Here is a 12,735-nt window from a genome sequence, read left to right on the forward strand (position 1 = left end):
ATTCCATTTGAGTTTAAATCTTAAAGTTAAAAGTTTCGAAATTGTATAAAACTCCAACTGGAGCAAAGTTACAAACTTAGAAAATGACATTGCTCATAAATTTGAAGATATTCGGTACAATTTTTGTCTAAAAGGAATATATTTGTCAGAACGTTTTTTATTCAATATTCCTTAACCTATGCGTATTTTTTGCTTATTTTTCTTCTTTCTTTTTATTCCAAATGGAATTGCTCAAAACAATTTTAAATTTGATGAAAGCAATTATGAAACGCTTATCCAGAAGTCAAAAGAAACCCAAAAACCTATTTTCCTAATGCTCTATGCCACTTGGTGTCCGCATTGTGCTAAAATGGAAAACGAAGTTCTTAAAGACACTACTGTTACGAATTTATTAAGTAAAAACTACATTTGTGCTTGGCAAGATATTGATAAAGAAGAAGGGATAGTTTTGAATAAAAAGTACAACATCACCTCATTGCCTACTTTTATATTTTTGGATTCCAATGAAAATGAATTGTACCGTTTGAAAGGGGAATATAAAACCCAAACATTTATTTCAGAGATTCAAAATGCTATGAATCCTAAGCAACAACTCCCTTATTTGGATAAAATTTTTATGGAAGATCCTAGCAATACCAATAAATGGCTCAATTATATGAATGTGCTAAAAAAGGGTCGAGATAGAATTAATTTATCTGAAAAGGCAAATAGCTATCTAAAAACACAAACTGACGAACAGTTGATAAGCGAAAACAACTGGAAAATAATAGCCAATTGTGTCACAGCTATTCCTTCGAGAGAATTTCAATATGTACTTCAGCATCAAAAAGAGTTCGAAGCAATAAGTTCACCTTTGCGAGTGGAACGCAAAATAATCAATATTGTGAGTGAATTACTCAACCCTTTTACCGAAACTTTAGACACCATTAATTATTATAAGCAACGTAAAATAGCCCAAACCATCCATTCTCAAAAAGTAGATTCCTTGATTTTTAGATACGATCTTACTATTGCCGAAAGAACTAATAATTGGGGTAATTATCAAAAAACGACTATAGAATCAACTGAAAAATTGGCTTGGAATGATGCCAATCTTTTAAAGGAAATTTCTCAAAATTATTTGAAAAACATTTCAGATATTCCGAGTTTGAAATATGCCATAAAATGGACTATTCATTCCCTAGAACTTCAAGATTCATTTGATGGAAATTTGCTTCTTTCGAATCTTTATCTAAAAATCAAAGATAAAAAATCTGCTATTGAAATGGCTCGAAAAGCGAAAGCTATTTGTACGTCTTTGAAATTTAACCCTAAAACCATCGATGAATTGTATTTAAAATTGGGCATAAAATAAAACTATGAAAATCCAAATTAGACCTTACCAAACCAAAGATACCCAAGCTATTTTGGATATTATCAACTATAATATTCTAAATTCCACAGCTTTATACGATTACAAAATTAGAACCTTCGAGCAACAAAAAGCAATTTTGGAAGATAAATTAAATAAAGGTTTTCCAGTAATTGTTGCCGAATCGAATAATCAAGTGTTGGGTTTTGGAATGTACGGTGAATTTCGATTTAGAGAAGCTTATAAATTCACAGTCGAACATTCTGTTTATGTCAATAAAGATTTTTACGAAAAAGGCATTGGCAAACTATTACTTCAAGAGTTGATTGCTTTGGCTCGAAAACAAAAACTACATACAATGATTGCAGTTATCGATGCTGAAAATCAAAGTAGCGTTGAATTTCACGAGAAATTTGGATTTAAAACGGTGGGAATTATCAAGGAATCGGGTTATAAATTTGACCGCTGGTTGCATTCCGTTTTTATGCAATTGATTTTAAATTAATAAAATATTTTAAATAAGTATGAGGAATTAGAACGAGTAAGATGAAGATAATAACTTTAATCTAAAATCACCACCCAAAAAAAAGGACTAAAACACCATCATTTTAGTCCTTTTTTTATTCCAATCCCAACTGTTTGTATCTATTGTTTAGTAAGGTGTAATAGTTTTCTTTGTATTCCTCACTCACAAAACTTTTTTCTAAAACAGCTTCCATTTCAGGTTTGCAATACTGGAAAAGTTCTAAAGTATTGTCTAAAACTTTCTTATTTAAACCGCCATTTTCATAAGCAGCAAGAAAATCATTGTAATTTAGTTTTCTCTTTTTTGCGTTTAAAGTTAAGGCTAATTCTTCGGTGTCTGCTGGGTTTACTAATGCTGTTGGCACTAAATCATAAGCAGGACACAAACTCAATCCTTGTCCTTCTTTTTCTAATAGCGAGAAATTCTTCAAGTGCATATCGGCGTTTCCGGTAAAAAAACTAAACAAAACCTGCTCATAAAAATTACTAACATCCAGCAAAGGATTTGAGGAGTATTTCAAGATTAATTTAGCCACTTGCTCGTGACTTCCTTTGTATTTGTCTTCGGCAAGTCTTTCGCTTAGTTGGCACATATCTTCCATACGTAGTTTTCCTTTTCGTGTTCTATCGACACGTTTGGTGATGTAACACAAAGTGCCATCCTGCAAATGGATTAAGCTATGAGGAACTACGTTTATGCCACAAACAGCCGCCAAGTGCATTGTTGCGCTTTCTAATTCGGGCAATTGTGCATAATGTTCGGAGGGTGGTTTTAAGATATAATCGCCATAAAGCCCAACGATGGTCAATTTTTTGGTTAAATTTTTCTCTTGTTTTCTGTATAAACTCAACGATACTTTGGCTTGAACACCCGTAACCGCCATCTGACTTTGGATCACTTGTGTAGCCAATTCTTGTAAATTATCTAAACTATAAGCCAGTTGAGGGGTTTTTAGTTGCCCAAAAAACCGTTTGTTGCAAGCTTGATGAAAATCGGAAGTGGTGTCAAAAAGGGGTTCGTAACAATACAAGCATCTTCTGCCATACAGCGTTTCTTTTTCTTGAACTTCTGTGGTGTTATTTTCTAATCGTGCTAAATATTTCTTTTTATAATTCTTCATTGTTTACAACGCTTACAGCTCCAATGCAATCTTTGCAACAGCTGAGGAGCAGTCCCATTCTGTCTTTATAGTTTATTTTCCAATTTCTTTCGGCTATGTCTAAAAGCCATCGTTCTGGGATTAATCCATCAAAAAAGGCAAATAATGTTTTGCTTTGATAGGGTTTTTCGGTTAGTGGCAATGTTAAACTTACTGCTTGTGCTTGGTTATTTTGTAAATAGTCTTGGTTGTATTCAAATAAATAGCCAGCGTCAGTTTCGCTTACTACGCCACAGAAAACATTTTTCATGTATACTTTTCCACTTCTATTCATTTCCTAATAATTTATCTCTATCCATCGGAATTGCTCCTAAGGTTTCTCCAAATAATCGCAATACGTCATTGACTTTATCCATTCGTAAGCTATTTTTTCCTTGTTCTAAATCTCTCACAAATCGCAATCCGACTCCTGCTTTTAATGCTAGTTCGGGTTGTGTTAGTTTGTTTTGTTTGCGTTTTGTTTTTACGTGAATACTGATAGGATTTAGGTTTTCTTTCATTTTTATACCTTTTAAAGTACAAATATACTATTTTATTAAAAAATAATACCCTATTTGATATATTTTTTAATTTTATTAAAATTTTATATTCTTTAGGGTATAAATATAGCTTTTTTATAAATATTGAAGCAGTTAGGGTATAGTTTTAAGGTTTTAAAATAAATCACAACCCAAAAAAAAGGACTAAAACACAATTGTTTCAGTCCTTTTTTTTATAATATTTTTGAAAAAATCAGTGTAAATCTGTTTTATCCGTTATGTCTGTGTACCAATAAATTTAGTCAATCGCTCTTTTGGTAATATCTCCAAAAGCATCAATTCTTCTATCTCTAAAGAAAGGCCAATTCTGACGCACATTTTCTTGTAAATCCAAATCGACTTCGGCAATCAAGATTTCTTCTTTATCGTGTGAGGCTTGTGCCAAAATTTCGCCTTGTGGTCCTGCAATAAACGAAGAACCCCAAAACTGAATTCCAGCGGTATCAGGCAAATATTGTTCTAAACCAATTCGGTTTGCAGCAGCAACATAAACGCCATTCGCCACGGCGTGACCTTTCATCACATTCATCCAAGCACCGTGTTGGTTTTCGCCATATTGCTCTTTTTCTAAGGGATGCCAACCGATGGCTGTTGGATAAAACAAAACCTCAGCACCTTTCAAAGCAGTTATACGAGCCGCTTCAGGATACCATTGATCCCAACAAATAAGCGTTCCGATATTTCCTTTTTTAGTTGGATTGTTTTTAAAACCTAAATCTCCAGGAGTGAAATAAAATTTTTCGTAAAAAGCGGGATCGTCTGGAATATGCATTTTCCGATATAAACCTGCTTCTGAACCATCAGTATCAATGATGTAAGCACTATTATGATAAATTCCTGCCATTCTTTTTTCAAAAAAAGGAACGATAATAACGACACCTAGCTCTTTTGCCAAAGCACTAAAAGCAATAAAGGAAGTGCTGTACAATGGCTCTGCTAATGCAAAATTATCCACGTCTTCACTTTGACAAAAATAGTGACTGCTGTACAATTCCGGTAACGAAATCACTTCGGCACCTTGACTGGCGGCATCACGAACCCAACTTAAACATTTTTTTAGGTTGTTTTCGGCAACATCGTTAAGATTCAGTTGAATGACCGCAATTTTGTATTTTTTAATTGGCATAAGGCAAAATTTAGATTGCAAAAATAGTGATTTTATAAGGAGTAGAAAATAGTCTAAATAGATTTAATTGTAAATCTCAATTTCAGTTTGGAAACAAGAATAATCCAGTTCAAAATAAATTATATAAAATTTACAAGTGAAGATTTTAACTACTACAATCAATATGCTAAACTCAATAAATCAATTATCCTAAAAAGGAATCCTGATTGCATATTATTCTTTTTTTCGAAGATAAATAATATATAAAACTGAAATTATCATTGCAAAAAGGGCTTGAATCAAAACGGTAGTTTGCACTCCAATATAATGGGAAACACTACCCACTAATAAACTCCCAATAGGCACTGTAGAAGTTAATACCATTAGATAAATACTAATTACACGACCCCGAAAATCATTGTGAACATTGACTTGAACAATTGTGTTTGTAATCGTTCTTACTGACATCATTCCAAAAGAACCCAATATTAAAAACACTAATGCCAACGGATAATTATTGGTTTGAGAAAACAATAATAATCCAATGCCAAACAAAAAGGTGTTTTTTGCTAAAACTTGAGTTAAATTGGTTCCTTGTTTTAAAGACGCCAAAAAAATTGCTCCTACAAAAGCACCCAAACCAATAACACCATCAACAACCCCTAATGTTGAGGCAGAACCTTTGAAAATATCTTTTGCAAAAACGGGAGTTAATGTAGAATAGGGCAAAACGAACAAGCCCATTAAACCTGTAAAAATAATTGCAGAACTAATTGTGGGTGTTCTTTTTATAAATGAAAAAGCTTCTGCAAATTCTTTTTTAAGATTTTTGTCGGCTTTAGGTTTTATTTCTTGTTTAGGTAATCGCATCAAAAATAGCGATGTCAAAACAGCAATAAAACTAACGGCATTACTGCCAAAACAAATAGCATCGCCAAATCGTTCCAAAACAAAACCAGCAATAGCAGGGCCAATTAGTTTTGATAAATTAACCATCGAAGAATTTAAAGCCAACGCATTGGGCAAATCCTCTTTGTCAACTATAAGTTCACGCATTAAAGACTGACGGGCAGGAACATCAAAACCATTTATAATTCCCAATAATGCACTTAATGAAATAATCCACCAAACGATATTTTCTTTAAAAAAAATAACTGCCAATGTCATTAAAACAGCTTGAAATAAAGACACAATTTGGGTTAATACTAATATTTTATAACGATCATATCTATCGGCAACAATGCCTCCATATAACGAAAATAAGGCAGTTGGAAAAAGGGTGGCGAAAACCGAAACACCCAACATAAACTTAGATTGTGTTATAGAATAAACCAACCAACTTACGGCCGTTTTTTGCATCCAAGTTCCTAATAAGGAAATGAATTGCCCCGAAAAAAACAATTGAAAATCTTTGTTTTTAAAAGAATTAAAAGTCGTGAAATTCATTGATAGCTTGGCTATTTGTAAAATTCAAGTAATGAAAAGCTAATGAATACTGTTCTCTACTTATTGGTATTTGAAAGAGCAAAGTTATACAAATAAAAGTTGGCGACGTTGCTAAAACTAAGTTAACAGAATTACTTTTTAGCAGTTAATAAAAATACAGAATAGTTCCCTGTAGGTTTTGATGCGATACTTGCATCTTGTATTTTAATATCTTTAAATCCAACACTTTTGGCGATTTTTACAAATTCATCTCTATCAAATCCACAATGAAAAACGCCAGTATCTTCGGTGTGAAACGAACCGTCCTCTGTGTCAAGATCAGCAATTGCAATTGTTCCGTTATCTTTTAATAAGGAATAGAATATTTTAAACATCGCCAAAGTATCCTTAATGTGATGCATAGTCATAGACGAAATAATGGCATCAAATTTTAGATCTAATGTTGCAGTCGTTAAATCCATCTGCACAATTTCGAGTGGGCATTTAATAGCTTCTTTTTTTGAGGTTAAAACTTCAATCATAGATGACGAAACATCAACTGCGGTAATCTCGCCTACATAAGGTGCAATTTCAGATAACAACAATCCCGTTCCCGAACCAAAATCCATAATGCTCATCTCTTTTGAAAAGACTACTTCATTTAAAATAGTTTGGGCAATGGTGCTCACATTTTGCGTTCTAGATTCTTCATTGTCGTAGTCTTTAGCTTTTTCTGCAAAAAAATCTTTTGTATTCATAGTTACTTTTAGTTTTAGGTAAAGATTTGTCAAAGCTAAGATAAAATAATTTTGCTTATTTGAAAGAGTGAAAATATCGAAAAAAATTTGTTATTAAATATACTTCATTAGCCAGTTTTACTCACTTGTAAATTTTCTTCACAAGCTTTTGTATTGATTATTAAAAACTTATTAAAATAATTTTTAGTAAAAAAGTAGGGGAATTTATTTTATAGCTGTTTTACTATTAGCAAATCGAATAAAAATTTGCAATCCCCACAACCCGAATCTATTTATTAACAAAAAAATTATCAATTATGGCTACAGATTTTGAAACTATTGAAAAGGAAAGCATTCAGTCTCTAAAATTTCCAAACAATGAAGTTTTGCAAGACAATTTTGCTATTAATCAAAGAAAAACTGATTTGCACAGAGCACAGTCCTTAGGGAATTTGGAGCGTTCTAAAACACGTATCTACTTTGAAGACAATCAATCCAAGAAAATGGTTGAAACCACGGTTTGGGCAGTAACTGATAAAAGTGTGATTCTAAAAAAAGGTGTTGGGATACCAATCAATAGAATATTTATGTCACTTTAAAAATATAAAAATTTATAAGAAACACCAGCCTTTAATCCTTAGACTGGTGTTTTTTTATACAATTCTATTAACCGAAAACTTAATCAATAATTTTTATTTTTAAAATATATTTTTTAGAGACTTTATTTTCCCAAACTTATTATAATTTCCTTCGGAATAGGTTTATTTATGATTAAATTTACATAAATAAGTAAATTTAAAAACAGTAAATAGCATGCAAATTCAAATCAACACTGACAAAAACATCGACGGAAACGAACGCTTAGTTAATTTCTATACTTCTGAATTACAAAACGAGTTAAAACGTTTTGATGATAAAATTACTAGAATAGAAGTACATCTTGGGGATGAAAACAGTACAAAATTTGGACTCAACGATAAGAAATGTTTAATTGAAATTAGAATTGCCAACAAACAACCTATAGCTGTTACTGGCAATGCTGAAACTTTAGAAAAAGCATTTTATAGCGCTATTGAAAAATCGAAAAAGGTTTTGGAAACCACTTTTGAAAAATTGCGTTCCAATTAAAAGTTTGTTTCCCTTTATATTTTCCAGTTCATTTTATAGACTGGTTTATTGATGTAAAAAACAAGCCCCAATAGGTTTATAAATCCTATTGGGGCTTGTTTTACTTTTATAATTGTATGTTTAATTGCTGTTTTTAGAGTTGTTATTAAAAGAATTATTCCTCCTCATTCTCATTGTCTTCATCATCCTCAAAATCAAAAAAATCATCAGGATTAAAAGGAATGTCTTCATCGGGATCTTTATCGTGTGCATTTACTCCCGGAGGATTGAACAATCCCCAATCGTCTTTAATGTAATTCCAAACATCAAAACCAGCAACCCAATCAATAAATAAAAGTCGGAATTCGTCAATTTCTTTTCTCAATAAAAGGATGTAGTCTTGGTCTAAGATATCTTCTTCAAATCGCAAACTGCCTGCGTAAACGCTAAGTTCACGTGCTGCTTTTCGGATAATAGTGGCATTTTCCATTTTTAAATCATACAATTCGACTGCTTGAGCTCCTGAAATTTTAGCAGGTATAATCATTGCGTTTTCCAACATAAATCGAACAGTTGTTTCTTGAAGAAATTCATTGTCGGCAGGAACAATTTCGACTAATCCTTGGGTGATTTTAAAAATTTGTTCTGCTTTTTGATATAATGGAAATTGATGTAGTTCGTCTCGTTTTGACATATAATTGTAGATTTAAGTAATCAAAATCGCCTCTTTTATTTTTATTTATTTTTGAATAAATTGAAAGGAAAGGTACTTGTATTATTGTTTTTTGATGAGAGTATAATTTGTTTTTATTGTTTCAAATTTTTGATTTGTTTGTTGTTGTTTTCTTTTTGTGTCATTTCGACCAAAGGGAGAAATCACATTAGTTGTTCACGTTATGTGATTTCTCTTTATGGGCAAAAGTACCTCCATATCTTCCAGATTTTGAAATAATTCCAATGGCATTAGTTTCAGAAATCCAGCGTTGAGGAGAAAGAACAAAGTAATTGCTTCCGGATTCATTTTTAAACCTCTCGAATTCGAGAGGTTTAAAATCTACATTACAGAGTTTCTCCCATAAACCAATAAATTCAATCGTACTCCTGCTTCGCATCCAATTATTGATGACGGCAAAAGGTTCTGAATTATTTCTAGATTTTGCAATATCCGTCAATGAAATATAGTCGTTGACACCATAATTTAAAATTGAAACATTTGTTCCTTTAACATTTATTGTTTTACTTTTTGCCATAAACTATTTATTTTAAGGTAGTTTCTATTTTGGTAACGCCATCTTCGGTTTGATATATGAGGATATTGGATTTATTTTCTTGCATAGAAAAAGTATTGAATGGTAAAAATACAAAAAATCCCCAAGTTTGGTTTGAGGGTTTTGATTACTGAGACTTTGATAGCTCAAATATTTACACAATCGTTAGCGCAGTTTTGCAAACTGTGCCTACTCCAATTGGTGTTTTTTTTATTAATTTGCTCTCGTTTGTAGGATTGCAAATCCGCTAACGGGTAATTCTTTAGCTAATTTACATTTTAGAAAATTAATAAATATAAATTAGTTGTTATAAAAATAATTAAAGGTCCATAAATTAATATATGGTATCTTAGTTGTACTCTGCAATAAAATTCTATTTTGAAAAATACTCTATCAAAAAAGTCTAATCCAAAATAATCAGGTTTTTGTAATTGAAATCTGGAATAATCTATTTCTATATGATTTTCATATTTTTTTAGAATTCTATCGTAATCATTACTAATCTCTAAAAGTATAGTTTCTTTGTTTGGATTATTATTTTGGTATGTTTTTGCAAATCTAAGTTTGTTATATAGTTCAGCAATGTCTAAAGCGCAATTGTGGTAGCGTTCAGATTTTAATATATAATTTTCTGAATTTTCTAACTGACTAAAAAGTAAGATTAAAACTGAAAATGCCATTGATGTAAAATTGACTTGTTGGTCAGTTAATTTCAATAGCCAAAAATTTAGTCCATAAACTTTAACAAGACCTACGATTATTAAATATGCAGATAAATAACCAATACATTGTCCTGATAATTTGTGAAGTATTTGATTTCTTCGGCTAGCAGCAAATCTAGCACCTTTTGTCGTCCATAGTTTATAATTAAGTTCAACCTCAAAATCTTTTAGTAGATATGGAGGGATTTTCTTTTTTAACTTTTTTATTCTTCTAGCTCTTTTAACTTTTTTAAAATAATAAAGTAATTTTTGAAACATATTTTTTGATTTTTAATAGTTGTCAAATTGTTTGGAAGTATTATAAAATTCCATAAAAATAAGTAAGATCAGTTTGTAGGTAATACAGGCTGAGAGATTATCAGATTTGTAGTTTAGAAATCCTTCATTTCATTTAAAGTTTTATCTAGTAAAAATGGAATATCATCATTTAGTAAATCTAAATAAGTAACTGCTTGAGCATTAAAAGTATCGATTGCAATGCAGTAGTCATAAGATATTTGAAAACTATTAGAGTAATTTTTTATAAGGAATCTGTATAAGACTTCACAGAAAATGCCTAATTCAGATTTTTTAAAACCGTCAACTTGCGGAACTAACCAAAGTGCTCCAATTTCATTTTTACCATTTCGTTCGTGAGAGAAAACCAATGAAGGTTTGACGTAAAGAGGAAAATCAGTTAATGTAATTATTTTGTGTTCTTTCTGAACACTTTGTCTTATAAGTTTTTCAGGTCTAAGGTTATTTAATTCAAATTCTTTAAAACTTAAAAGTATATCTCTATTTCTTTTATACATTGTTAACGGAGAACTTTTAAGTTCTGGTTTTGACATTTTTAATTGAAGTTCTTCAATTTTTGGGTCGTAAAACTCATCACTACCATTTTTATATGCATTGTAAATACAACTAGTACTAAAAACCCAGTAATCTCTCGGGTCTTCCTCTTCTTTTTCTGCTTCCGTCAGTATTTTTGGGATTCTATTTTTAAGTTTGTTGATAAAAATCCTTTTAGATTTATCAGATTGTTTTCTTCTAAAGTCAACTAATTCATTAATCTTAATTTTTTCCATAATTGTTCAGAATTTTATTCCAAATTACGTATTATTTGTAAACTATTACTGTGAAATCTATGAATAGCATAATAAGTCGATTAAATACCATTTTGGTTAAAATATTAATATAAAAATTCAATTAATTCATAATGAATGTTTTAAAATAAAAAAAAACACCAATCTCTCGACTGGTGTTGTTTAAAACCCTGTCAGAGTTTAAAACTCTGACAGGGTTGTTAATAAGAATTGATTAACTTACCAACTCGCTCTGATTCCTAAACACCAATTTCCCATCAAAAGCATCAATCAAAACGATGCTATCGGTAGTAATTGTTCCTGATAGAATCTCTTTCGATAATTGGTTGAGAACGTCTCTTTGTATCACTCGTTTTACAGGTCGGGCACCAAACTGTGGATCATAGCCTTTCTCAGATAAATAAGCAATTGCTTCTGGTGTGGCATCCAAAGTGATTCCTTGTAAAGCCAACATTTTTTTGACACTTTTCAGTTGCAAACCTACGATTTGAGCAATATTAGCGTTGGTCAAAGGCGTAAACATCACGATTTCGTCGATACGATTGATAAATTCGGGGCGAACGGTTTGTTTCAACAAGCCCAAAACTTCCACTTTGGCGGCTTCGGTAGCGGCTTCGACACTTCCTTTTAGGTTCTCGAATTTCTCTTGTATAATCTGGCTTCCCATATTGGAAGTCATAATGATAATCGTGTTTTTGAAATCGGCGAGACGTCCTTTGTTGTCTGTCAAACGTCCTTCGTCCAAGACCTGCAATAAGATGTTGAAGGTGTCGGGATGCGCTTTTTCAATCTCGTCCAACAGAATCACGGAATAGGGTTTACGGCGCACAGCTTCGGTCAATTGTCCGCCTTCGTCATAACCCACATATCCCGGAGGCGCACCTACCAAACGGCTCACGCTGTGGCGTTCTTGGTATTCGCTCATATCAATTCGAGTCATTGCGTTTTCGTCGTCGAATAAATATTCGGCTAAGGCTTTGGCCAATTCGGTTTTTCCAACTCCCGTTGTTCCAAGGAAAAGGAAAGTTCCAACCGGTTTTTTCATATCCTGTAATCCGGCTCGACTTCTACGAACGGCATCACTCACGGCTTCGATAGCTTCTTCTTGTCCAACCACACGTTTGTGCAATTCTTCTTCCAGATGCAAGAGTTTTTCTCTTTCGCCTTGCAACATTTTCATCACTGGAATTCCAGTCCATTTGGCTACGACTTCGGCAATGTCTTCACGGGTTACTTCTTCTTTTATCAAGGAAGTTCCTCCAGATTGATCTTCGGCCAATTGTTTTTGAAATGCATCCAAACGTTCTTGGGCTTCTTTTATTTTTCCGTAACGAATTTCGGCTACTTTTCCGTAATCGCCTTCGCGTTCGGCACGTTCCGCTTCGTATTTAAAGTCTTCGATTTCAGTTTTTACGGCTTGGATGTTATCGACTACATCTTTCTCTGATTTCCATTTAGTGAAGACTTCGTTTCGGTCGTCTTTAAGGTTGGCCAAATCCATTCCTAGATTTTTAAGTTTGCTTTCGTCTTTTTCGCGTTTGATGGCTTCGATTTCGATTTCCAACTGCATTATTTTTCGATCCAAAACATCCAATTCTTCAGGTTTTGAATTGATTTCCATTCGGATTTTAGAAGCCGCTTCGTCCATTAAATCAATGGCTTTGTCCGGAAGAAAACGATTCGTAATATACCGTTGTGACAATTCGACAGC

Annotated in this window: 15 protein-coding genes; 4 read left to right on the forward strand and 11 right to left on the reverse strand. The window is 32.4% G+C overall.

The genetic code is table 11. The features are described from left to right. Positions 1-178: 178 nt before the first annotated feature. Together PHC28_RS08590 and PHC28_RS08595 are read left to right on the forward strand one after the other, a co-directional pair. Positions 179-1,354, forward strand: coding sequence for a thioredoxin family protein (locus PHC28_RS08590; RefSeq protein ID WP_300098751.1), 1,176 nt, complete (start codon positions 179-181; stop codon positions 1,352-1,354). 4 nt (positions 1,355-1,358) lie between these two features. After that, on the forward strand, positions 1,359-1,856 hold the full coding sequence (locus tag PHC28_RS08595) for a GNAT family N-acetyltransferase (RefSeq protein ID WP_300098754.1): 498 nt from the start codon (positions 1,359-1,361) through the stop codon (positions 1,854-1,856). A gap of 115 nt (positions 1,857-1,971) precedes the next feature. Here the strand turns inward: PHC28_RS08595 and PHC28_RS08600 are convergent, their stop codons facing one another. The 6 genes from PHC28_RS08600 to PHC28_RS08625 all read right to left on the reverse strand — a co-directional run bounded on the left by PHC28_RS08600 (position 1,972) and on the right by PHC28_RS08625 (position 6,863). Further along, positions 1,972-2,997 (reverse strand): HipA domain-containing protein, encoded by a 1,026-nt coding sequence (locus tag PHC28_RS08600; protein ID WP_300098757.1) that lies wholly within the window; start codon positions 2,995-2,997, stop codon positions 1,972-1,974. Then, the gene (locus tag PHC28_RS08605) at positions 2,984-3,310 is read right to left on the reverse strand and encodes a HipA N-terminal domain-containing protein (RefSeq protein ID WP_300098760.1); all 327 of its coding nucleotides are present in this window, start codon (positions 3,308-3,310) and stop codon (positions 2,984-2,986) included. Before PHC28_RS08605 ends, PHC28_RS08600 begins: the two co-directional genes overlap by 14 nt. Beyond that, positions 3,303-3,536 carry a helix-turn-helix transcriptional regulator gene (locus PHC28_RS08610; protein WP_300098763.1) on the reverse strand — a complete coding sequence of 78 codons (234 nt, stop codon included), beginning with the start codon at positions 3,534-3,536 and terminating at the stop codon, positions 3,303-3,305. Before PHC28_RS08610 ends, PHC28_RS08605 begins: the two co-directional genes overlap by 8 nt. Before the next feature lie 277 nt (positions 3,537-3,813). Continuing rightward, positions 3,814-4,701, reverse strand: a complete 888-nt coding sequence (locus PHC28_RS08615; RefSeq protein WP_300098765.1) for a carbon-nitrogen hydrolase — start codon at positions 4,699-4,701, stop codon at positions 3,814-3,816. Between the two features lie 213 nt (positions 4,702-4,914). After that, a complete protein-coding gene (locus PHC28_RS08620; protein WP_300098767.1) occupies positions 4,915-6,126 on the reverse strand; it encodes an MFS transporter in 1,212 nt (403 codons plus the stop codon). A 131-nt stretch (positions 6,127-6,257) separates the two neighbouring features. Further along, complete coding sequence (locus PHC28_RS08625; RefSeq protein WP_300098769.1) at positions 6,258-6,863, reverse strand: class I SAM-dependent methyltransferase; 606 nt, start codon at positions 6,861-6,863, stop codon at positions 6,258-6,260. A gap of 296 nt (positions 6,864-7,159) precedes the next feature. Here PHC28_RS08625 and PHC28_RS08630 point away from each other — a divergent pair, with 296 nt between their 5' ends. Together PHC28_RS08630 and PHC28_RS08635 are read left to right on the forward strand one after the other, a co-directional pair. Next, a complete protein-coding gene (locus PHC28_RS08630) occupies positions 7,160-7,441 on the forward strand; it encodes a hypothetical protein (RefSeq protein WP_300098772.1) in 282 nt (93 codons plus the stop codon). A 214-nt stretch (positions 7,442-7,655) separates the two neighbouring features. Further along, complete coding sequence (locus PHC28_RS08635) at positions 7,656-7,970, forward strand: HPF/RaiA family ribosome-associated protein (protein WP_300098776.1); 315 nt, start codon at positions 7,656-7,658, stop codon at positions 7,968-7,970. A 154-nt stretch (positions 7,971-8,124) separates the two neighbouring features. On the opposite strand, the gene PHC28_RS08640 is transcribed toward PHC28_RS08635, so the two are convergent. The 5 genes from PHC28_RS08640 to PHC28_RS08660 form a co-directional block, all read right to left on the reverse strand. Beyond that, positions 8,125-8,643, reverse strand: a complete 519-nt coding sequence (locus PHC28_RS08640) for a hypothetical protein (RefSeq protein WP_300098779.1) — start codon at positions 8,641-8,643, stop codon at positions 8,125-8,127. 187 nt (positions 8,644-8,830) lie between these two features. Further along, on the reverse strand, positions 8,831-9,199 hold the full coding sequence (locus PHC28_RS08645; RefSeq protein WP_300098782.1) for a KilA-N domain-containing protein: 369 nt from the start codon (positions 9,197-9,199) through the stop codon (positions 8,831-8,833). A gap of 296 nt (positions 9,200-9,495) precedes the next feature. Beyond that, positions 9,496-10,197: an SLATT domain-containing protein gene (locus tag PHC28_RS08650; protein ID WP_300098784.1), complete on the reverse strand. Its 702-nt coding sequence runs from the start codon at positions 10,195-10,197 to the stop codon at positions 9,496-9,498. A 113-nt stretch (positions 10,198-10,310) separates the two neighbouring features. Continuing rightward, positions 10,311-11,006: a hypothetical protein gene (locus tag PHC28_RS08655; protein WP_300098787.1), complete on the reverse strand. Its 696-nt coding sequence runs from the start codon at positions 11,004-11,006 to the stop codon at positions 10,311-10,313. Between the two features lie 232 nt (positions 11,007-11,238). After that, on the reverse strand, positions 11,239-12,735 hold a 1,497-nt coding region (locus PHC28_RS08660; protein ID WP_300098790.1), incomplete at its 5' end, for an AAA family ATPase.

The organism is Flavobacterium sp., assembly GCF_028712645.1.
In the GTDB taxonomy this organism is placed as follows: Bacteria; Bacteroidota; Bacteroidia; order Flavobacteriales; family Flavobacteriaceae; genus Flavobacterium.